This is a genomic window from Roseovarius sp. M141 (assembly GCF_024355225.1).
Lineage (GTDB): Bacteria > Pseudomonadota > Alphaproteobacteria > Rhodobacterales > Rhodobacteraceae > Roseovarius.
The window spans coordinates 1,779,978-1,801,681 of sequence record NZ_VCNH01000008.1; the positions used below are offsets into that span (position 1 = coordinate 1,779,978).

The 21,704-nt window shown below is 61.4% G+C and carries 14 protein-coding genes; 5 read left to right on the forward strand and 9 right to left on the reverse strand.

Translation table 11 applies throughout. The features are described 5' to 3' along the window. Nucleotides 1-560 precede the first annotated feature (560 nt). A complete protein-coding gene (locus FGD77_RS12760; RefSeq protein ID WP_255010204.1) occupies nucleotides 561-4,493 on the forward strand; it encodes an amino acid adenylation domain-containing protein in 3,933 nt (1,310 codons plus the stop codon). A gap of 95 nt (nucleotides 4,494-4,588) precedes the next feature. Here FGD77_RS12760 and FGD77_RS12765 read toward each other — a convergent pair whose 3' ends face one another. Beyond that, nucleotides 4,589-5,536: a GNAT family N-acetyltransferase gene (locus FGD77_RS12765; RefSeq protein ID WP_255010207.1), complete on the reverse strand. Its 948-nt coding sequence runs from the start codon at nucleotides 5,534-5,536 to the stop codon at nucleotides 4,589-4,591. Between the two features lie 176 nt (nucleotides 5,537-5,712). Between FGD77_RS12765 and FGD77_RS12770 the strand changes: the two genes are divergently transcribed. The 4 genes from FGD77_RS12770 (at nucleotide 5,713) to FGD77_RS12785 (ending at nucleotide 8,966) form a co-directional block, all read left to right on the forward strand. Continuing rightward, nucleotides 5,713-6,123, forward strand: coding sequence for an FdtA/QdtA family cupin domain-containing protein (locus FGD77_RS12770; protein ID WP_255010209.1), 411 nt, complete (start codon nucleotides 5,713-5,715; stop codon nucleotides 6,121-6,123). Continuing rightward, nucleotides 6,120-7,214, forward strand: coding sequence for a DegT/DnrJ/EryC1/StrS family aminotransferase (locus FGD77_RS12775; protein ID WP_255010213.1), 1,095 nt, complete (start codon nucleotides 6,120-6,122; stop codon nucleotides 7,212-7,214). Before FGD77_RS12770 ends, FGD77_RS12775 begins: the two co-directional genes overlap by 4 nt. 161 nt (nucleotides 7,215-7,375) lie before the next feature. Beyond that, nucleotides 7,376-8,098, forward strand: coding sequence for a glycosyltransferase family 25 protein (locus FGD77_RS12780; protein ID WP_255010214.1), 723 nt, complete (start codon nucleotides 7,376-7,378; stop codon nucleotides 8,096-8,098). Beyond that, nucleotides 8,085-8,966 carry a glycosyltransferase family 2 protein gene (locus FGD77_RS12785; RefSeq protein ID WP_255010217.1) on the forward strand — a complete coding sequence of 294 codons (882 nt, stop codon included), beginning with the start codon at nucleotides 8,085-8,087 and terminating at the stop codon, nucleotides 8,964-8,966. Before FGD77_RS12780 ends, FGD77_RS12785 begins: the two co-directional genes overlap by 14 nt. Nucleotides 8,967-9,000: 34 nt before the next feature. On the opposite strand, the gene FGD77_RS12790 is transcribed toward FGD77_RS12785, so the two are convergent. The 8 genes from FGD77_RS12790 to FGD77_RS12825 form a co-directional block, all read right to left on the reverse strand. Beyond that, nucleotides 9,001-10,101: a hypothetical protein gene (locus FGD77_RS12790; RefSeq protein WP_255010219.1), complete on the reverse strand. Its 1,101-nt coding sequence runs from the start codon at nucleotides 10,099-10,101 to the stop codon at nucleotides 9,001-9,003. Between the two features lie 13 nt (nucleotides 10,102-10,114). Beyond that, complete coding sequence (locus tag FGD77_RS12795) at nucleotides 10,115-11,536, reverse strand: MBOAT family protein (RefSeq protein ID WP_255010221.1); 1,422 nt, start codon at nucleotides 11,534-11,536, stop codon at nucleotides 10,115-10,117. Nucleotides 11,537-11,720: 184 nt separating this feature from the next. Next, nucleotides 11,721-13,520 carry a hypothetical protein gene (locus FGD77_RS12800; RefSeq protein ID WP_255010225.1) on the reverse strand — a complete coding sequence of 600 codons (1,800 nt, stop codon included), beginning with the start codon at nucleotides 13,518-13,520 and terminating at the stop codon, nucleotides 11,721-11,723. 22 nt (nucleotides 13,521-13,542) lie between these two features. Beyond that, on the reverse strand, nucleotides 13,543-16,032 hold the full coding sequence (locus FGD77_RS12805; RefSeq protein ID WP_255010226.1) for a hypothetical protein: 2,490 nt from the start codon (nucleotides 16,030-16,032) through the stop codon (nucleotides 13,543-13,545). Between the two features lie 48 nt (nucleotides 16,033-16,080). Continuing rightward, entirely contained in the window at nucleotides 16,081-17,061 is a 981-nt protein-coding gene (locus FGD77_RS12810; protein WP_255010227.1) for a hypothetical protein, read from the reverse strand. Continuing rightward, a complete protein-coding gene (locus FGD77_RS12815; protein ID WP_255010228.1) occupies nucleotides 17,058-17,393 on the reverse strand; it encodes a carboxypeptidase-like regulatory domain-containing protein in 336 nt (111 codons plus the stop codon). The genes FGD77_RS12810 and FGD77_RS12815 overlap by 4 nt, the downstream gene beginning before the upstream one ends. A 21-nt stretch (nucleotides 17,394-17,414) precedes the next feature. Continuing rightward, nucleotides 17,415-18,470 (reverse strand): serine protease, encoded by a 1,056-nt coding sequence (locus FGD77_RS12820; protein ID WP_255010229.1) that lies wholly within the window; start codon nucleotides 18,468-18,470, stop codon nucleotides 17,415-17,417. Nucleotides 18,471-18,485: 15 nt separating this feature from the next. Beyond that, nucleotides 18,486-21,683 carry a collagen-like protein gene (locus FGD77_RS12825; protein WP_255010231.1) on the reverse strand — a complete coding sequence of 1,066 codons (3,198 nt, stop codon included), beginning with the start codon at nucleotides 21,681-21,683 and terminating at the stop codon, nucleotides 18,486-18,488. Nucleotides 21,684-21,704: the final 21 nt, after the last annotated feature.

The following is a 21,704-nucleotide window of genomic DNA, read 5'->3' on the forward strand; positions in this document are numbered from 1 at the left end:
GCCAGTCTATCCGTTCAGAGCGGCTTGCGGTCGCGTTCCGCGATCTTCGCTTCGTCAGGGCGGAAAGGACGTGGGCACAGCGATAAGGGGGCAGCGTCCAACCGGCGACGATCAGGCAGATGGACTGCGGTGCGATACCGAAGGGTCAAGGATCTTCGATGCGGGTCGCATCTACGACCCAAACCAAACCCTTCTATAGGAAGCTACGAAAATATCCCGCGTCCATAGAAACGTAATTCAGGAAATCCCTGCGCTTGATCGGTTGCAGGGGGAGATCGAATTGATCAGCGATCAAAACTGCGGAACATATTGAAAGATTCAATTGAAAGCCAAGCTCCGATGAGAAACAAGGATTCTGTTCCCAAAGTTACGAAAATGTTTCGGAAAGCGACTATTCACAACGCGTCCAAGCGAGTCTTGGAGCCGGCTTGACTGCGGGCATTGTGGCGTGCCTCTATTCTTTCGGCCAGTAGGATTCAATATTGCCGCAGGTTGCGTAAAATGCAATGGACGTACATTGGGTGCGTAAATTTTTGAACGGGTTGAGTGGTGATGGTGATATGAAGCAGGATATTGGAGTTAAGAAAAATCCAGAATTTGCGTTAACTTCAATGCAAATCGGTCTGCTTTCCGAAAGTTTCGTCGCCACGCAGCCTTGGGTCAATCTGGAGCAGGTTGTTGTTCATTTTGGCAACACGCCGGTGCGCGAAGATCAGGTCAAGGCTGGCCTGAAGGCACTGGCCCAGCGACATGATGCACTGCAAATGATGATCCGGTGGGATGACACCGGTCGGCCAAACCAGATGTTGAAGCCTTCAGACCACGTTCCGATCATCGTGTCAGAAAAGACCGCTGCCCCGGACGAGGCGCGCCTGGATCAGCTTGAAGCGTTCCTGGACGAAGACCGTCTGCGCGGGTTTGATCTGGTGGATCATATCATGTGGCGCGCCAATCTGATCCGCTGGGGCGGAGCGCATGCCGTACTGGTTCTGACGATCCATCATGCCATTGCGGATGGGCGCAGCATGGCGCGATTGGCGCAGGATTTGATAGCGTTCCTGCAAACCGGTGCGTTGCCGCCTGCCAACCCCGATACAATGACCTTCGAAGGCTTTTGCCGAGAGATTTCCGAAACTGTCCCGAATTCGGACGAGGCAGAGGCGTATTTCAAGGCGTATCTGAAAGATACCGAGGACGCAGGCGCTTTGAATTTGCCCGAGGGGGGCGGCGTTGATCCCACGCAGAAACGAAAGCGCCAGATTACGCGGACGCTGACCATCGAAGACGGGGTGGCACTGCGGCAGGTGGCCGCGCAAAACGGGGCTACGCTGGCCAATCTGGTGCAGGCCGCGTGGGGAATCCTGCTATCCCGTTGGCAGGGGTGCGATGCCGTGACCTTTGGTGTTGTAAGGTCGGGCCGTCATGCCATGCCCAATTGTCACGATACCGTTGGGTGCCTGATCAATACGCTGCCGACATGTGTGAAGCTTGACCCCGAACTGACGGTGTCTGATCTGCTGAGCGCATTGCGCCAACATATGTTGTCTTTGCACAGTCTTGAACAAACTCCAGCCGATCTGATCCGCCGCAGCATTGGGCTGCATGGGGCGAAGCCCTTGTTTGAAACTGCGGTCATGTTTGAGAACGCCGGAATCGAAAGCCTTGTCACTGACGATGTGCCGTCCGCATGGGTTGAAAAGATCGAACTGCGCGAAGAGGGGGGCATGCCCCTGATGCTCTCGGTTTATGCCGAGGATGCCATCAAAATCCTGCTTGAGTATGACCCATCCGTTGTTGGCGCTGGGATTGCAGAACGGATGTTTGGGCACCTGCTGCGGCTGATGGGCGCGATGTCCAAGGCGGATGACAGCACCAGAATCGCTGCGCTTGACATGCTGGATCCCGGCGTGCGCGAAACGCTGCTGGGCTGGTCGATGCCGGATAGTCCACTGGAAGAGCCGGGCACCTGTCTGGTTGAACGCTTCCGGGATGTGGTGCGGGATGCGCCGGACGCCGCGGCGCTGGAAGAGATCGGACAGGACGACGTGCTGAGCTTTGCGGGGCTGGACCGGCGATCTGACCGGCTGGCCAAGGTTCTTCAGGATCATGGCGCGGCCCCAGGCGGGATTGTGGCCGTCAATCTGAGCAGATCCGCCGATTTCGTGGTTGCGGTGCTTGCGGTGCTCAAAACCGGGGCGGCGTTCATGCCGGTGGACCCGATCCATCCCGACGCGATGCGCGCGCATATGTTGTCGGACAGCAACGCGCAGATCACGATTCACGCCGGGGGCGTGACCAGCGGCGATAGGACAACGCCAATCCCGCAAGATTTGGACCCGGTTGCCGATCCCATTGCGTGCCCTGAGGAAAATACCGACCAACTGGCCTATGTGATTTACACTTCCGGCTCAACCGGCACGCCAAAGGGTGTCCGAGTCACGCGCGGCAATCTTCTGGCGCATGTGACGGCCCTGACACAGGCCTATGGAATGAGCAGCGAAGACCGTGTTCTGCAATTTGCGGGCCTGTCCTTTGATGTGGCCATTGAGGAGATATTCACCACGCTGATGTCCGGCGCGACACTAGTATTGCGAAGCGATGAGATGGCTGAATCGGCATCAATGTTCCTCGATCAGGTTGAGGCACACAAACTCAGCGTGCTGAACATTCCGACAGCCTTCTGGACGGTTCTGACCAAGTATATGGGGACAAGCCAGAGAGGCGCGCCGCCATCCGTGCGCGTGGTTGTCGTCGGAGGCGAGACTGTTTCGCCGCAAACCTTGTCGGAATGGTTGGCCATCGCGCCAGAGCCGCGATGGCTGAACGGCTACGGACCCACCGAAACCACGATCACCTGCACCCTGTTCGAGCCCGACAGCCACCAGCCCGACGAAGATGTCTCTATTGGCCGGCCGACAGCGCATGCGCAGGCATATGTCATCGCGTCGGACGGCAGCCTTGCCCCGAAGGGGGCTGTCGGGGAGCTGGCCATCGGCGGCCCTGCGGTCACTCAGGGCTATATCGGGCGGCCTGGCGAAACGGCGCGGGCCTTCCGGCCCAACAAGTTCAGCGGGAAAGGTCGCATCTATTGCACCGGTGACAGGGCCCGATGGCTGGACTGTGGCAACCTGCAATTTCTCGGTCGTCAAGATCGGCAGATCAAGCTGCGCGGCCATCGCATTGAATTGGGGCAAGTCGAACGTGCCGTCGAGAAATGCCTTCCCGGCGTCGAAATGCTGTGTGATGTGTTGGACAAGAACACGCCGTCTGCCCGGCTGGTCGTCTGGATTGCATCGCCCGAAGCGCCGGACCTGACAGCGGTTTCCAATGACGTCGCGGCCTTGCTGCCCAGCTATATGAGGCCGGCACTGGTCCACCTGCCTCAGTTCCCGCGCACGCCCAGCGACAAGATCGACAGGCGCGCGCTGCCCCGGCCTGCGGCCACGCCGCCGCCGGACGCACAGGGCAAAACCAAGGCCACCCAACTGGAAACCCAGATTTGCCAGACCATGGCGGCGGTACTGAACCTGCCGCATGTCGATCCGGATCAAAGTTTCTTTGATCTGGGGGGGCATTCGTTACTGTCGATCGAGTTCATCGGCCGGATCGAAGTGGTCACCGGGAAAAAGCTGGGCATCGTTGATTTCCGCGACAACCCGTCCCCCCGCGCCCTGTCCAAGGTGCTGGAAATAGGCAGCCAGACGTCCAAGCATATCATTCCGATACAACCGCAGGGGAGCAAGGCCCCGCTGCTGGGAATTCACATTCTTGGCGCGAATGAGGAGTATTTTCATCCAATGGCCAGATATCTCGGGCTGGATCAGCCGGTGATGGGGGTCTCGGTCGGCTCTTTGGATGAAAACACGCCGACAGGCGTTGAATTTACCGCCAGCCGGTACTGCGAGGAAATCAATCGCTACTATCCGACTGGCCCGGTCCACCTTATGGCCGCATCTCTTGGCAGTTACGTTGCGTTCGAGCTGGCACAGCAATTGCACGCCAGCGGTCGCAATGTGGGGATGCTGGCGTTTTTCGATGCCGCCGGTCCCGACGGCAGAAAAAATGTGACAGGCTTTAGAAAAATCCGCGCGCACCTGCGCCGTGCGCGATATTTGGGCTGGGGATATCCGGCGCAGATCATCCACAACCGCATCCACAATTTTCGCCATATGGTTGCCACACGCCAGATCAATCGCAAATCCAAATTCGAGGAAAACCTGCCCCCGAAGACGGTTTTCGAGTTCATCGCGTCAAATGAACTGGCCGTGCAGGATTATACGCCACAGCCGATCGATATTCCTCTGATCATCTTTCGTTCAGAGAGCAGTTTTTTCGACTCTGAAGAAACCAAGGCCAATGGTCTGGGATGGGCGTCGGTCGCAAGGGCCGGTTTCAAGGTGATCGATGTGCCCGGCGGCCATCTGTCAATGTTGCAGGAACCTAATATTCCGACCCTGGCAAGCGAGATGCAAACCGTTTTGAAGTCTTTGTGATTTTCGCGCGCCTGTGTTTCGGGTCCAAGCCTGTTGCGCATGGCTCAGGCGCGCGCTTCGCGGTTTTCATTTAGGAAAAGACCCAAGCTGTTATTTCAGCTCAGATCCCACTCGTATTGATTGAACAAAATACTGCGGGCGCCAAACATTTCTTTTTGTCTCGACAGGCCGGTGTTCAGCGTTCGACCGCCATCCGTGGTGGAAATGCCGAAATTGAACCATGTCCTGCCTGAATAGACGGAGTCCAGCAGGCGGGAAACGATCAGGTCAAGCGCGCCGTCGCGCCGACCGTCTTCGGTGGAGGCCATGTATTGCACGTGCACCACAGGGCCGCAGTCAAAAACCACGATCCCGCCCTGAAGCGATCCGCCAGCGCCCGCGACATAAAGGCGGATCTTATCGGGAAAGTGACCGCGCAGCTGCTCGATCTCCGCCAGGCTATGCGTGGGTGCTGCGCCGTGCGCATCGCCCAGTCGCGCCGTGAGGATGTGCCAGAACGCAGCAAAGTCATCGCTTTGCGTCACCTTCAACCCCGCCTTTCCGGCACGGCTGACGCCTTGGCGCTTGGACTTGGAGAATTTCGGAGACCGGCCAATGGCGATGGCCGACGACAGATCACATCGGACCATTTGCGCGCCGCGCTGCACAAGTGCGTAGATGTCCTGCTCGGCCGGGTACTGGTGAAAAATATGAGGAATGGCCTTGTAAAGAAGCCTTTTGAAGCCCGAGGCGCGGAGCGTGTCATATAGCGCGGACACCGTTTCGATCATCAGCTCGGCAGACATCGCGGGCCCGGTAACCAGCCCGCCATAGGTTAGCCCGCCGTGGGATTGCAGCGTGTCCCCGGCGCGGTTCGCGGGCAGCAGGGCGATGATCTTGCCGTCCGCTTCGGCGATCAGCGAGTGATCCTCGAACCGGTCCGAATGATAATCCATGAAGCGGCGATCATGCAGGAAGGTGCCATTGCCGGAGGTGGGCACAAAGGCGTTCCAAGCGTCGGCGTCGCGCTGCGTGTAGCGCCGAATGTTCAGGGATTTGTTCATTCTGTCATACCACTTTCACAGGTTCCGCACGATCATGGGTACATATCATCGTTTGGCGCCGTATGATCAACGCTTCTTGCGGGATGCGGCGCAGCATTAGCGCGACAGGCAAAAGCATTTGTCGAATATACTCTCGTCAGATAGTCAGGGTGCGGACAGAAGCGAGATGAAATTCCATGCCCCTGAAAGATTGCCGTGTCATAGAGCTGCCCAAGATCGCGGATGCGCGCGGTAATCTGACCTTCGTGGAGGGCGGGAATCACATCCCGTTCGACATAAAGCGGGTCTACTATCTGTATGACGTGCCCGGCGGCGCGGATCGCGGTGAACATGCGCACAAGGCGCTGCATCAGTTCGTGATCTGCATGTCGGGCAGTTTCGACATGGTGCTGGACGATGGGTTCGAGAAGCGGCGATTTCATCTGAACCGGTCCTATTTCGGGGTCTATGTCTGCCCCATGATGTGGCGATACCTCGATAATTTCTCGTCGGGATCGGTCTGCATGGTCATGGCATCAGCCCCCTATGACGAGGCCGATTACATACGGGACAAGGCGGAATTTCTTAGCGCGGTAGGTGTGTCGTGAAGGTTCCGTTTCTGGATCTGAAAGCGGCCCATGCCGAGGTGAAGGACCAGATCGAAGCCGAGCTGCTGCGCGTCGCGCGGTCGGGTTCCTATGTTCTGGGCCCTGAACTGGAGGCGTTCGAGGCCTCTTTTGCAGCCTACATCGGCAGTCCGCATTGCGCGGGGGTGGCCAACGGACTGGATGCGCTGCGCCTCGGGCTGAGCGCGATGGGCATCGGCCCCGGTGATGAGGTCATCGTGCCCAGCAACACCTACATCGCCACATGGCTGGCGGTCAGCCAGTGCGGCGCGACCCCGAGGCCCGTGGAGCCATTGGAGGACACCTATAACATCGACCCTGATGCCGTGCGCGCGGCGGTGACTGATCGCACAAGGGCCATCCTGCCGGTGCATCTATATGGCCAGCCTGCGGACATGGACGCCTTGGAGAGCATCGCACGGCAACATGATCTGTCGGTGCTGGAAGACGGCGCTCAGGCGCATGGCGCGCGCTACAAGTCACGCCGGATCGGCAGTGCCGGCACCGTCGCCTGGAGCTTCTATCCGACAAAGAATCTGGGCGCATTGGGCGACGGAGGCGCGTTGACGACAGATGACGGCGATATCGCCGCCAAAACCCGGTTGTTGCGAAATTACGGATCATCCGTCAAATACGAAAACGATATCAAGGGCGTGAATAGTCGCCTCGACCCCATTCAGGCCGCTGTGCTGAACGTCAAGCTAAGCGTCCTGGACGCGGCAACTGCCCGGCGTCAGGAAATTGCGCGGCGCTATTCAGAGGCATTTGCCGAAGCGGGCCTTGGCGTTCCATCCGTGCCGGACTGGGCTGATCCGGTCTGGCATCTGTACGTGCTGCGCCACCCGGACCGTGAAGCGTTCCAAAAGCGGCTGGACGAGGCCGGTATCGGGACCGTCATCCACTATCCGATCCCGCCGCATTTGCAGAACGCCTACGTAGATGCCGGATATGCGCGCGGCAGCTTTCCTCTGGCCGAACGTCTGGCCGACGAAGTGCTGAGCCTGCCGATGTGCCCTGCCCAGACGGACGAGCAGACGCAATATGTGATCGACAGCGTGCTAAGGTTGGCCTGAGCGCGCAGTTGTGAGACTTTGCGGCGTCGGCTACCCGCGCGCAGTTTTACATCGCTTGGGCCGCGAAGCTGGCACTTTGCTGGAATAGTTTCTAAGACTCTGCCAATTGCCGTTTGAGATTTGTCACCCCGTGGAGGGCCGCCGCGTTGAAGCCGGATTGTATGATCATCCACCTGGAGCGTGCCCATGCGCGCTTGCCGCAGGTCCAAGCCACGATAGACATGTTGCCCTTGCGCTCGCATATCGTGGCGGCAGTCGACGGCCAGCAGATGAGCGATCAGCATTCCCAAGCATACATGCGCAAAACTTTGCGCCCTCACTATCCGTTTGAGCTGCGGCCATCCGAGGTGGCCACGTTCCACAGCCATCGGGCCTGCTGGCAACGGATCATCGACGAGGGGCTTGATGCCGCGCTGATCCTCGAAGACGATCTGCAACTTGACCCCGAGGTTTTTCCGACCGCGTTGGACCTTGCAGTTTCCAACGCCCGACAGGGGGATTTCGTGCGGTTTCCGATCAAACTTCGCGAAGAGCCGCTGCGCGACATTGCGTCGACCGGATCAATCCATTTGAGATCTTATGACCGGATCGCACTTGGCATGGTCGCGCAATTGGTGACCCGTGACGCGGCAAGCGCGCTTCTGGCCGCTTCGGTGAAATTTGATCGCCCGGTGGATAATTTTCTGCAAATGCAGTGGGTTCATAACGTACGGGTGCTGACCGTGTGGCCGTCGGGCGTGCGTGAAATTTCAAGCGAGCTGGGCGGTAGCCTGATCAGCCGCAAGGGCGGATTCGTCGAGAAAATGAGGCGGGAAATTCTACGTCCCTTGTATCGTCGCAAAATCAGGGCGCTTGCCAGGCGGAACCTCAATGCATCAGAGTAATGCAGCCGAACGCGTCACGATTGTAACCGTTGCCTATAACAGCTCAGCAGTTCTTGCTGATATGCTTGCATCGGTGCCCGCGCAGACGCCCGTGGTGATATTCGATAATGCCTCGCAGGATCGCCCCAAGCTGCGAGAGCTGGTCGCAGCCAGAGAGAACAAGACACAGCTCATCGAAAGCGACAGAAATCTGGGTTTCGGAACAGGCTGTAACAAGGGCGCCGAAGCGGCTGAAACCGAGTTTCTGCTGTTTCTAAACCCGGACACTGCGCTGTTTCCGGATACCTTGCAAAATCTGGTTCTCGCCGCGGACCGGCGCCCTGATATATCCGCCTTCAACCCCCGGATCCTCAACGACGACGGCACGTCCATCCTGAAGCGGCGCAGCGATCTGGTGCCGCGCGGGGCGTGGGTGCCACGGGGTGAGTTGACACAAGACACCATTCTGCCGGTTCTGTCCGGCGCTGCATTTTTCGTGCGCCGCGCCGATTTCAATGCGGTCGGTGGCTTTGACACCAAGATATTTCTGTTCTTCGAGGACGATGACCTGAGCGTTCGCCTGTCGGCGGCCAGAGGCAACCTGATGTATGTGCACGATGCCAAGGTCAGTCACATTGGTGGGGCATCATCCGGGTGGTCTCCCAAGAGCGAGAAACTCAAAAACTGGCATTGGGGGTTTTCGCAGATCTACACGGCGCGCAAGCACGGTATGCGGCTGGCCTGCCTTGGTGCGGTCTTGAAAACGGGTATCAGAGCGTTGTCACCGGCCACGTTGCTGTCCTCAAAGCGCAGGCTGAAATACGCGGCGCGTCTGCGGGGAATGGCTGGCGCGCTCAGGTGGGGGGGGGCGCGGCGGATACGCACCTAGAAGGTTGCGATCCTGTTCCGCCAAATGTGCGGAGCTAATTTCCGCTTTCGGTGAAGGATAGCATGTCACGCTCAACCATCTGGACAATGACGATATCGGGCGCGAACGCCTCCAGATATCGGCCGAGCGCGGCGCTATCAATAAACTTCCAATGTACGCGATAGACGACCCTGAAGCTGGCGTCGAACAGGGCCGAGGAGGCGGTGCAGAAGGAGTCGCACAGCATTAAAACGGTCTGGTCATTGGGCGCATTGTCGGTCCGGGTCATCTTCATGGATCTGTCCATGACCGACACCTCACCATCACCCGAGGGGACACATGCGCTGGTGTCACCAGACAGCAGGCTGAGCGTCGCCAGGCATGTTTCGGGGGGCGGGGTCATCGTGATGCGGTAGTCGACCTCGTGATCCGGGCCAAACATCTCATGCATTTTAAGAAGGCGAACGAGGTCCCCGGCCGGGCGATTGACCGGGGTCAGCTGGTAGTCGACGGGCGATGCCGGAACCGCGTGCTGATCACTTAGGAATCGCATGACATTATCATAGCTGGCCGCTGCCCCGGCACGGGTCCAATGCGTATCGGTTTTCAAATAGGCTTGGCTGGTTTCCTTGAGCCGCCGCATCACCGGCCGCAGGTCCAGGATGGAAACACCCATCGCTTCGGCGCGATTTACGAATGCGTCGGTCACGGTTTGCTGCGCCGGGTTCAGATCCGGCGGCAGCATTTCGGGGTAAACCGAATGTTTGTTCGGCGCGATCACAACAGCCAGAGCAGCGCCTGCATCTGCAACCCTTTGCTGAAGACGGGCCAGACCGGCGGCGCGATCTTCAATCAGCCCCGCTGGTGGTTGCCAGCTGCCAGTCGCCTTGCTGATGACCTGCCCATCATCGTCGCCAAGGAAAAAGTAACCGTTTCGCCCGATCCGCGTGCGTCCGGGATACATCGAGCGATTGCAGCACGACATGAGCAGATAAGCGACATTGCCTTCGACGCGGTCCAGTGACCATAGATCACGCGTCTCGGACGGCCACAGCTTGCCTCCGATATAGGCGCGCAATGCGAGATTGGCGATCGGAAGGCTTAGAATGATGGCGGTGGCGATCGCGGCAAAGATGGTCAGGCGGCGGCGGTACATGAGGGCCGTTCCTTCAAAAGTTGAAGTAGAGGAAAACGTCACTGCGAGAAATCAGCATAAAGATGCAGGCAATTCCGAACAGGATTGAGGCCAGGACCGTCTTCCACATCGGCCTGATATCGCGGGAAAATTGATCCGTGTTGGGCAGAGCCAAGACGCCGATCAATGCCAGCAGCAGGTATTTGCCCGCCGCGCTGGCATCCGATATCACGACATGCTTCGGCCCTTCCATCGCATCGGGGTTCAGGCCAAACATCGTTTGCAGGATATCTACCGCCTGGGCGGCGCTTTCGGCGCGGAAAAACACCCACGCAAGATGTACCATGAAAAAGGTCAGCGCCCATTTAAGGATCGTCGGCAGGCGCAAGCCGGTCATGGCGAACGCACGCTCTACGACCAGTCCGGCGCCATGAATGGCCCCCCAGATGATAAAAGTCCAACCCGCCCCGTGCCACAGCCCGCCCAGCAGGAAGGTCGTCATCAGATTGGCACTGACGCGCATTTCGCCACGTCGATTTCCGCCGAGCGGGATGTAGATATAATCACGCAGGAACCGGGACAGCGTGATGTGCCAGCGACGCCAGAAATCCTGAATCGACAGCGCCTTGTAAGGCGAGAAAAAGTTCAGCGGCAGGCGTATGCCAAACATGCGCGCCGCCCCGATCGCCATGTCACTATAGCCGCTGAAGTCGAAATACAGCTGGAACGTGTAGGAAAACGTCGTGATCCACGCATCCAGAATGGTCAGCTGGGTATGATCCGCATACCCCACATCGGCATAAATGGCGAAGGTGTCGGCGATGACGACCTTTTTGAACAATCCCAGAGAAAATATGATGCAGCCCGCCAACAGGTTTTTCCAGCGCAGCATGGACGTGGTGCGCCGCATGAACTGTGGCATCATCTCCTTGTGGTGAACGATGGGACCGGCGATCAACTGAGGAAAGAAGGTCACGAAAACCGCGTAGTTCAGTGCCGAACTGCGCTCGGCTTTGCCCTTGTAGCTATCGACCAGATAGGTGATCTGCTGAAAGGTGAAGAATGAAATCGCCAACGGCAAGAGAATGTCGGGCACGCTCAGATCACTCCTGACGAGGCCATTCACCGTCTCGATCAGGAACGCGAAATATTTGAAGTAAGCGAGCAGACCAAGGTTAAGGGCGATGCCCAGCATCAAAAGCGCAAAGCTTTTGCTTCGGGCGGGCACCGGGGGGGCGATGTAGTGTTGAATGCCCCTTGAGATTGCGAAATTGGCGGCGATCGACCCAACCAGCAGCGGCAGGTACTCAAATTTCCAATAGCCATAGAAAAACAGAGAGCAGACGATCAGCCACCACAGGCTTGCCCGTTGGCCGAAGAGGCGCGCCGTGACAAAATAGCCCACAAGGCTGAGGGGGAGAAACAGGAATACGAACTGGGCGGAACTGAAAAGCACCTAGGCTTACCCCGATTGTCTCGCAGGGCTATTCCCCGTGCCGAATGGATGTCTCATGTCCCACGCCTTGGCGGTGACGATGAACCAGAACACTCCCTTATCAAATCACCCTGTTTGGGCCAATAGGCACTGACGTCAAACAGGTCTCCTTACGATCCTCGGCTATTCGTGCTGCGGTCATCGACTAAACCGGCGTAGGCGGCAGGATCAGGGGGATGCGTGCATCCGCGTGGTAATGCCAATCACCCGGCGGGGCGTCCTCGTCGGCCATCAGTCGCCAGTGAAACCCCGGGGTAAAGGGCGAGAGGGCGGAATAGGTCCAGTGCCGCTCGGCCTTGTCGTCGCGGAACAGGAGGGTATCGATCTGATCGCTCGTTTCCGCGCGCAGCTCGACCGCGAGGCGCGCGCCCGTGGGCAGGTCGCAACGTAGAGTGGCGCGCTGCGGGCCATATCCGGCAAACTGCCCCAGCTCGATCCTCGTGCTACGGGCGGCAAAGGGGGCAAGGGTGAGCACCGAGTCGCCGGTCTGGTCGTGGGCCGCGAGCGTCAGCGTCGCATCCGTGCCCAAGGGCAGGGCTAGCGTCTGTGCGGTGCTTGCTGTGTCCAGCGCAATGGGTTGTGAAAATGCACGCCCGTCCTGCGTATGGTCAAGCGTGCCAGTGATCCGGGCCAGCGCCAGCAGATCCGGCGCGCCGCTGATTCGTATCATCTCCAGTCCGAAATCGTTCGGGGTCAGCGTCAGGACGGCATCGGTGCAATCGCGCGTCGCACCCTCCAGCCGCCGGACCCCCGCCGCATCCGCGAGGATGGCGAACCCCGATACCCGATAGGCCAACGGCTCGCCCGGCGACAGGGCAAGGGTTAATCCCATTGCATCGGTGGCCGCGTCCAGCATTGCCGAGACGATGGCCGGGCGCGGACGGTGCGGCGCCAGTGGCGGTGCCGTCAGGGTGACGCCTAGGGCGTGCAGCCCCGTGATTTGTTCCGCGCCGGTAGGCAGGTTGGCCAAAACGCTCAGCCGCCGCGCACCGGTGGGAATGGGAGCAAGCGTGCTGCGCTGGATCAATGGGTCCGGCCCGTGTTGGGCCAGAAAATCACGCAACAGCGTGAACGGGTCGGTGGCCAGGGTGATCCAGCGCAAGGTGGCGATTGGCTGGGACAGATCCCATTCGAACCGGCCATGGCCAGCATCGGCGCCGGTTGGCAGGGTGAAACGCGGTGTGCCGGTATCCGGGTCGTCGCTGGGCGCCGGGACCGCGAACCGCGCAATCAACCTGTCAGTGAGGGTCTGGGACAGCGCATCGCCCGCCTCGGGCCCCACCCGGTCCGACAGATCCAGGGGCAGGGCATCCAGTACGCCCTCGACCGTGCGGGTCAGCGCGTCGCGGCTGATCGGGTCCGGCCCGGCCCGCGCCCCAAGGACATCGAGCAAAGCGCCGGGGTCAAAGGTCGCGGTCATCGCCAGACGTGGGGACACGCCGCGATAGCCGATGGCGCCGGTGACGAACAGCGGCAGCGTTCCGTCCTGCAGCAGGGCTTCCATGATCGCGGCGCTATCGATGTGAAGGCGGCGCACAAACCGGGCGGTGCCGTCGCCGCGCATCACCAGCGTCGCGGTGCCGGTGACATCGCCCGGCAAGGCGATCGCGCCCGGCACGCTGCCCAGTTTGAGCTGCCCGGTGAGCGCCTCAAGCGGCGCCAATGTCGCGCCGGGGTGGCCCTCGCGCAACGCCTCCAGCAGGTCGGTTTGCGCCCGTGTCGCGGCGAGGCCGACATCCAGCACGCCAAACGGCGCAGGCGGCAGGAACGGGGTGGTGGGCCGTGTGATCGACAACCGAAACGAGGGCAGGCCGTCCGCGCTGGTGGCCAGCCCAAGCGTGGTATGGGGCGCGAGCCAGTTGTCCTGTCCAAAGGCCCGCCAGACGGGTCCGTCCTCCAGTACCAGCGTTTCGCCAAAATCCGGTAGCCCCTTGAGGATGATCATCTCGCACGCGCCCCCCCGCGGATCACGGAAAGACGCTGAGGAACAGGATGTTGGAACTGCTGGTCAGCGGCTCGGGGTCGCGATCCTGTCGGCCGTTCACCCGGATCACGGTCTTGGTGTACCGGTACGTGCTGTCAGGCCGCACGCGCCGCAGGATCACCTCGTCAAAGGGGTAATCGACGCGGGCAATCACCTTTTGCGTTGCCTCATTCAGCGCCACCGTCGCGCCGCCCTCGAATTCGACCAGAATGGTGTGGATCTGATCATGGGGCCGGTCGGCAGGGACCGCAAACACCGCTGCGATCGCATGAATTTCGACCTCGCGGTAATATTCCAGCGTCGAGCGGTCGAGGATTGAGTCCAGGATCGCGGCGTCGTCGAGCTCGATGCGGGGCGCGGTCGTTACTTGCAAAGTGGCGCGCACAAGGCTGAACACGACCGGTATGCTCGTTGTCAGGTCGAGCGTTTCCCCCGTTGCAAGCTGCATTCCATTTGTGATCTGGTCGGAAAGGTTGATCGGCACAGCTACCCCCGCGCGCGTTGCCGACAGGGCAAGATCGTCCAGCAACAGCGGGCTTTCGATGGCGTTCGTAACGCTCACCGCCAGCGTGGCGCCTCCCGAGCCGAGTGCCACATCCACGACGGGGCCGGCCAGTCTGCGAAAATCGGCGACGAAGGGCAGCGATTCCGTTTCCCAACCCTCGATCTCGATATCGACCTGCCCACCAAAAACGCTTGCGGTGCGTCCCAGCATCGCATCGAAGGCAATCTGGAAATCGGCGACCGGGATCGACAGCGTGTCAAATACGGTCGATTGCAGCATCAAGGCCCCCCCCAGCCTTTCCTCGGTCACGCGGCCTGCCTCGGTCGGGCGGTGGATCGTAAACCGCACCTCTGATGTAACGAACGCCTGTAGCACGATGGCTTCTGCATCCTGCGAGGTCTGCGCCGCTAGGGCTGTGCGGGCGTCCGTCAGGCGGGCAGGGTCGGTGTAGGGTGCGACTGCGTAATCCAGCGTCACATCGGTATTCGTCGTCGACCCGCCATTTGAACGGACACGCAGCGTCATGAAGGGCGAGCGTAGCGCGCCGCCGCGCCGACTGATGCGGAAATCGTCAGGCAGGTAGAAGAACACGTTCCGCTCGGTGGCGTCCTGAAAATAGGAATGTACATTGCCCGCGAACTCCTGGCGTCGCCGCAAAACTCCACTGGTCGGGGGCTGGCCCGGCGTGCCATTGCCGCCGCTGGACAGGCCATCAAATATATAGCCGTGCAGATCGGCGGAAAAGGCGAAGGGTTCGGGTGACACGGCCTGCTCCATCTCGGCTTCGATCAGGATGAACTGAGGCTCGGGCGGGGCAAGCTGCGTGATCTTCACCGGATCGGACAGGACCCGCTTGCGGGTCTGCCGGTCGGTCAGCGATATGCGCACAGAGCTGGGCGGCGCGGTGCCTGCGGGAATTGTCAGCGAGAAGTTGCGCAGATTTCCGGGGCTGGAAAATGCGCAGTAGCCATAAAGCCGGGCACCGGTTTTGCCGTCCAGAATATCGAGCCAGGTGCGCGACGCGTTCTTGTTCGCACCGCAGGGCGGCAGTTGCGGCGCGCCGGCGAACAGGCTGGGGTGAAAGGATTTCGAGTTCTTCACGCCCAGATTATAGCGATCAAACTTGCGCCCGCGAATATCGACACGTTCCGACCCATTGAAGACGACGATGGGTTTTACCAGTGCCGGCGTGGGCTGGGCAATGACCGGCCCAGTCGGGCGGACGATCGGCCCGGTCGGCCGGATAACCGGTCCCGTTGGCCGGACAGCTGGCTTCAGCGGCCGCACCGCGACGGCAATGCGCGGGTCGATGGCGCGGACACGCGCTGTCAGCACTTGCGGGTTCACGGCGCTTGCCTCGGTTCGCGCGGTTTCCTGTGCTTCGGGGATCATCAGCCTTGCCTTGCGGTTCACAATCAGCGTTGCGCCGCGTGCGGGATCCTGAAGTACCGCGAAAACCTCATCGCGTTGGGGCATGCCGGACAGAACAAGGGCTACATCCGCGCCGTCTTCGTCTCTGATAACCTCCTGAAACAGAAGCGATTTACGGGATGCGCGCGCGCCCTGCACCGTGTAGGACAAAATAACCTCGATGTCATGGGGCAGGGCGCTATGCTGGCTGGCGGTTGCGGCCAGCGCAGAGGCGGGCAATGTCTCAAGCCGCAGTGCCAGACGCCATGTGCCGTCGGTGTCGCTAAAGCCGATCCGATAGCGGGTCTGGCCCGAAACCAGTTCCTCGCCCAGATGATAGCGCGGCAGCCAGAACTTCAGCGAGGGGTTGGCAGCATCCTCGAACAGCTGGGTGTCCTGCGGCGTAGGGCTGGGCGCCACGGGCGCTGTGGCCTTGTTGCGCGGCACAGCACCGGACAGGGCCTTGATCCGTTCCGGCATTGCGCCGTGTGACAGTGTGGCAAGCGCTATCGGCGCCTGAAAATCGGCGCCCGGTGTCGCGGTCAGATTGGTCGGCATGCAGCGTCCTTTCTTGAAATCGGTATTAAATATCGGGTGTGCGCGCGGTCATGGCCGGGTTGCGGGGCGCAGCCCGACGCCCCAGAAGTGGCCGACGTCGGTTATGGTCAGCGCGATCATGCCGTGGCGCGTTTTCGCGCTTTTGCCATTGGCCAAAGCGCGGGAGGCGACGGTATAGGGTGTGATATCAGCCCCGGCGGCTTGCAACTGCGCCAGCATCTTGCCGCGGATCGCGCCGTCGCCGCCCCAAAGGCAGCGTGCGAAGAAAAAGAGGGTGAGCGTGGGCAACAGTCCTGATGAATCCACGCTGTAACTGAACCCCACGTCGCCGCCGGGCAACCGGTCGCGCAGCCTGTGTTCGTAGCTGTCTTCGATCACCCTGCGGATGTCGTCGGCGCGGTGCGCCAGCCCGACGGGGTGGAGGAGGTTGACCAGCGCCTCTGGTACGGGGGAGCCACGGTAATACACCTCGCGTCGCGGGCCGGGGCCAAGCGCCAGCATGCGGGTACTCAGCCCCCCGACATTTCCCGGCGGACGCGGAAGGGCGAGGTCGGCGATCATTTGCGCGGCCTTGTCGTCATCCGTCCATTCCAGATAGGCCTTGTAGTCATCGCCCGCAGCGCCATGACGCCCGCCAACCCAGGCGCCGAACCCGCCGGGCGGTACGTGGGGTAGCGCCACATCCAGCAGTCCGGTATCACCGTCCCAGCCCAGCCGCGCCAGACCATCCAGCACAAAGGGCAGGCGGCGGTCCGGGGGGAGGGCGGCGGCGGGATCGAACGTCCAGCGCAGCCTGGGATCGGCGGCGGCAAAGGACAGCTCGAACGGAAATCCATCTCCGGTCAAATCGCTGCCGGTCCACAGCTCGTCGCGCGACAGCCGCTCGCCAGCAAGCGTTCGCAGAGCCGTCTCAGCGCGCGCGCGCAAGCCTGCCGGATAGCCTGCCAGCCCCAGACGGGCCGCTTGGGGCAGCAGGTCAGGGGGGCGCCGATCAGGGGTCGCATCGGGGATGGCGGTTGCATGGGTCATTGCCGGTCCTCCTCCTGCACTGTGATGTCCAAAACGGCCTGGCTGCCCGGATTGACCGTGACCTGTCCGGTTCCGCTACGCCCGTCTGCGGCGCGGGCCAGCAACGTATAGCGTCCCGGTATCAGCGCGCCGTATCGGTAGGTGCCATCCGGGCCCGTGACCTGACCGATGTCCTGATGGCGCGGGCTGTCGCCGGTGACCATGACCATCGCGCCGATCACCGGCGTACCGTCCGGCCCAAGGACCCGGCCAGTGATGACCGACGGGGCAGCGCGTGTCCCGTCGGCATTTGCATCACCGGCATCCGATCCGGACCTGCCCGCCGCCGTCATGCCAACCTCGTCATGTCGCCATCACGGGGCCTGACCGATCCAGCTGACGATGTTGTTGAACACGCCCGCCGTGATCCGTGTGGCCGAGTTGCCCGACAGGTGCCCGCTGGTGTGGATGCCAACACCGTAGCGCCCTCCGTCGGGCAGGTATTGCCAGACGGGCGCGCCGCTTTGGCCGCCGAACGTGTCGATCATGTATTTGATCTTGAACTCGGTGTGGCTGGCGATGGCCATCGAATGGAACCACTGCGTGCCCGATGGTTTGTCACCGGGATAGCCCGACAGGTTGACGACACCCGATTCCAGTTCGCTGTCGGACCGGTTCGTATAGCCTAACCAGCCCAGCCGGTCGCCGAACCGCGCGTCCTCGGGCAGCAGGATCGCACCATAATCCATGTCCGAATTCTGGCTTTCGGTCCATCCGCGCACGCTGCGCAATGCCCCGGTCGAGGCCGATCCGAACGGCTGGCTGCTGCCGCGACGGCCTGGGATCACCTCGATGCTGCTGGCCCAGCCACCGGCGCCGTGCAGGAACACGCAATGGCCTGCGGTCAGCACCACGCGCGGGCTGACCAGCCATCCGGTGCCGATAAAATTCGACCCATCCTGCGCGCGGATATTCAGCGAACAGATGCAGCGCCAAGGATACTGCTCATTGTTGGTCACTTCGATGCGTTCATCGGTTCCGATGACGACCTCTGGCATCATCGGGGCCATCTCGGACGCCGCGCGGCGTTCTTCGGGGGTGGCATAGGTGCCCCAATAGGCATCCAGCGCGGTCGCGGACGTGCTGGCCGCCCTGGGCATTGCCATGGCTTCGGGCTTGGGTTGGCTGATCGCCTCGACCGCACCTTCGGCGGCGGCGGCCTCGCCCTTGCCCATTTCGCCGTAGGACGGCTCGAACGCCATGGTCGCGGAGGCGGTCACGCGGCTGGACACCGGGCGCTGTGCCTCTTCGGCGCTTAGCGTCATATTCTCGCGTGCCTGCGCCTGCATGGTTTCTGCTTGGGCCTGCCCGCTTTCGATCAGCGCGCTCAGCTCCTTGGCGGTTTTTCCTTTGGTCTTTGCTGCGGACATTTCAATATCTCCTTGTTAATTGGACAGATGCTCACCCAGGAAAATGATCGTCTCTTCCGAGGTGACGGGGGCAAAGCGCTTGACCGAATGGTCAGTGCCTAGGGTTGTGATCTGGAAGGAATATGCCTGCCGGGTCCGGTCGAACCGGGCGATGCGCAGCCGTTGGGGCTGCAACAGCGCACCCTCAAAAGTCAGATCCTCTTCGCGCCGATAATCGTTTATCCGATCCTCGTAGATGACCTTGACGAACATCTTCTGCAGCGCCGCGCCGTCGAAATTCGGAAAGAACTCGACGATCAGGGCGTCATCGAAGGGATCGTTGACAGTGACGGAGGGCACCCGTGTCGCCGTGCTTTCCACCTCGCGCACCGATCCGTCGACCAGATGGTGGCGCAGCGTGTAGGAAAAGTCGCGCCGCTCGGGATCGTCCAGCCGCAGTTTCCAGCTCTGTTCGGGCGAGTCCGGGCGCACCACGATCGTCCTGTCGCGCTGCCAGTCGCCGCCATCATAGCGCAGCTGCACCTCGGTATGGCGGATCATGCCTCGGTCCAGCTCTCCGGGCAGGACCTTGATGTCGACAAAGCCGAAATGGTTGAACGGGTTGATCAGAAGTGTGCGGTCCAACGTCGTCTCGGGCGGCATCGTGTAACTGAGTGCGCGACCGTCCCAGCCCGACATCGGGTCGAAATGGTATTGCAGCGTGATCCGGTAATCGAGGTCGTGCGCATCGTTCATGAAAAACGTATGGCTGTCGGATGTCGGCCCGCTCCGCAGAAACGACATATCGCGGCGTTTCAGGGTCGCGGGATCGTTGCGCGATCCGTATTCGATCTCCACATCCGTGGCCATCAGGCCCAGCTGAGCGTAGTCGACAGGGTTGTCGACCTTGATCTCGATCTTGCGGAAGAACGGGCTGTCGAGGTCGACGGTGATGAAATGCGGCGGGCCGGACAGATCCTTGGCCATCATGGCGATGGCACCCTGCGGGGCATGTTTGCGCTGAACCGCCTGCTGTCGGTTGTAGTGCAGCGTCAGCTTCTTGTCCTCGATCTGCTCAATCTTTTGCAGCTTGAAGGCCAGCTTGATGCCCATGTCGGGGATGTCGGTGGGAAAGGTGATGGCTGGTCCACCACCACCGGGGGTCGGTGCAGGACCGCCGGGCGTGGGTCCACCGGGTGTGGGTCCACCGGGCGTGGGACCGCCGGGTGCAGGTCCACCGGGCGTAGGGCCGCCGGGCGTGGGACCGCCGGGGGTAGGGCCGCCGGGTGTGGGACCACCGGGGGTAGGTCCGCCGGGTGTCGGTCCACCGGGGGTCGTGCCGCCGCTGCGGACTACGGTTCCGGTGATCGTCGTGGCGGGGGCGGTGTCGCCCTGGCGTGATATCTCGGCGACTCGATCGCTGGCGTCACGCACGCGTCCGGCATCGCGGGCGCGGGTGAAGCCGTGGGCAACTGTCGCGCCGATACTGACGCGTGATCCGATGATGCCCTGAGCCACATCGACCCGGCGTTGTGACAGTTCCCGGTCGGCGGTTTCGCGAGCCGAGTCCCCTTCAAAGCTTGCGTGACCGTCGATCAGCACCTCGGCGGTGGATTGCGCGATCCAGCTGCGCAGGGCGTCCGCGCCGGTGGACCCGTCCGCAGCGCGGGTGCGCATGAATTGCACATCGGGGGGAAACGGCTGATTGTTCAGATAGTTGGTATAGGCGCGGCTCGGCGGTGCCACGTTCCAGCCACCCGCTGCGGGCTTGTCGACATCGAACATCAACCGAAAAGTCTCCGTCTGCCCCACGGCTGCCGGATAGAGGGCCTGGAAGGCGATCGTTTCGCCCGGCCCCACGTCGAAGCGCACCGCGCCCAGCCCGTCAAGGGCGCGCGATTGGCCAGCAACCTCGACCGCATTGGGCCGCCCGCGTCCCGCAAATGTCAGGGTCACCTCGCGCCCGTCGCTCGCCTGCGCCATGCTCACATCGCGCCCTCCATGGGGTACGTCGATCGCTTTTGTCATCGTCGCCTGGGCAAGCGTTTCGGCAAGAACCTCGGACGTCGCAATCGCGTCCATGCCGGCGCCGGAAAACAACAGCATCGCTGATGCCGGGCTTTCGCCGCCGCCGGGGGCTGGTGTCGTGCCGCCGCCGGGTCCCGGCCCTCCCGGTGAGGGTGCGCTGCCGCCACCCGGAGCCGCAGGTTCGCCGGGCGTATCACCGGGTGCTGCAGGCCCGCCGGGTGTGTCACCGGGTGCTGCAGGTTCGCCTGGCGTGTCACCGGGCGCTGCTGGTTCGCCGGGCGTGCCACCGGGTGCCGCGGGTTCGCCGGGGGTCGTCGCCCCGCCCGGTGTGGTTGCGCCGCCCGGTGCCTGCGTACTGGGTCTGATCGGTGCCAGTGTCGGCTCGAACCATTGTTTCAGGAGATCGTTCTTGAAAAAATCCAGCGCCCAGTTTTCTTTGTCCGACTTGTCTTCGGCGGTTGAAAAATTGATCACCTTGATTTCGATGACGCCGTCCTGAATCAGCTTTTCAAAGGCAAGGTCAATGCCCGCCTCAAGGTAGACAGGCACACCGCCGATCACCGCCCCGGCCGTCAGGTCGATCCCCATGCTGAGATGGTCGAAGATGCGTTTGTAATTGGCCTTGATTTCCACGTCCAAGGCGGGGTTCAGCCCGGTATAGATGAAGCTGTAGATCACGCCGACCGGCGCGCCGCCCTGCTTGAACGCCTGATCCAGGATCACCGCGCCTTCCTGGCTGAGGGCAAGGCTGAAAAGCGCGTTGTTATCGCCGCTCATCGACGGAATTGTGGCGCCCAGTATCTTTTCGACCGCCCGGAACCCGCCCGGAGGGGCCGCGTCGGCGGTGGTGCCGCCTCCACCTTCGAGATCGAGCGCAACAATGCGCACCGAACCTTCGTCCAGCGGCACGGGCGACAAGATCGGCGGGCCGTCGGACACCTGCGCCAGCTTGGACAGGATCTTGCGCTTGGTTCGATTGTCGAGCTTCAGAACCGATTCCAGCGTCAGGAACCCGCCACCCTTCATGTCGCTGTCAGCCGATGCCGCGCGATAGGTGATCAGCGTGAACTGGGGCACATTGCCGGGGTCACGGTGCCCAAGCGTGGGCGCGGGTCCGGGCAGGTACCAGAACTGATCCGGGCGGATGTGATCGCCAAAGACGGTGACGCCCTCGATAGTCTGAACCTTGGAGTCGAACTGGAGCATTTTATCCTCGTGATCTTGCGG

Coding starts and splice junctions, on each gene's coding strand:
- FGD77_RS12800 (WP_255010225.1), bottom strand. CDS start 13,520: ATGATCATCCTCAAGGGGCTACCGGATTTTGGCGAAACGCTGGTACTG.
- FGD77_RS12820 (WP_255010229.1), bottom strand. CDS start 18,470: ATGTCCGCAGCAAAGACCAAAGGAAAAACCGCCAAGGAGCTGAGCGCG.
- FGD77_RS12805 (WP_255010226.1), bottom strand. CDS start 16,032: ATGCCGACCAATCTGACCGCGACACCGGGCGCCGATTTTCAGGCGCCG.
- FGD77_RS12815 (WP_255010228.1), bottom strand. CDS start 17,393: ATGACGGCGGCGGGCAGGTCCGGATCGGATGCCGGTGATGCAAATGCC.
- FGD77_RS12780 (WP_255010214.1), top strand. CDS start 7,376: ATGATCATCCACCTGGAGCGTGCCCATGCGCGCTTGCCGCAGGTCCAA.
- FGD77_RS12810 (WP_255010227.1), bottom strand. CDS start 17,061: ATGACCCATGCAACCGCCATCCCCGATGCGACCCCTGATCGGCGCCCC.
- FGD77_RS12825 (WP_255010231.1), bottom strand. CDS start 21,683: ATGCTCCAGTTCGACTCCAAGGTTCAGACTATCGAGGGCGTCACCGTC.
- FGD77_RS12785 (WP_255010217.1), top strand. CDS start 8,085: ATGCATCAGAGTAATGCAGCCGAACGCGTCACGATTGTAACCGTTGCC.
- FGD77_RS12770 (WP_255010209.1), top strand. CDS start 5,713: ATGCCCCTGAAAGATTGCCGTGTCATAGAGCTGCCCAAGATCGCGGAT.
- FGD77_RS12790 (WP_255010219.1), bottom strand. CDS start 10,101: ATGTACCGCCGCCGCCTGACCATCTTTGCCGCGATCGCCACCGCCATC.
- FGD77_RS12765 (WP_255010207.1), bottom strand. CDS start 5,536: ATGAACAAATCCCTGAACATTCGGCGCTACACGCAGCGCGACGCCGAC.
- FGD77_RS12760 (WP_255010204.1), top strand. CDS start 561: ATGAAGCAGGATATTGGAGTTAAGAAAAATCCAGAATTTGCGTTAACT.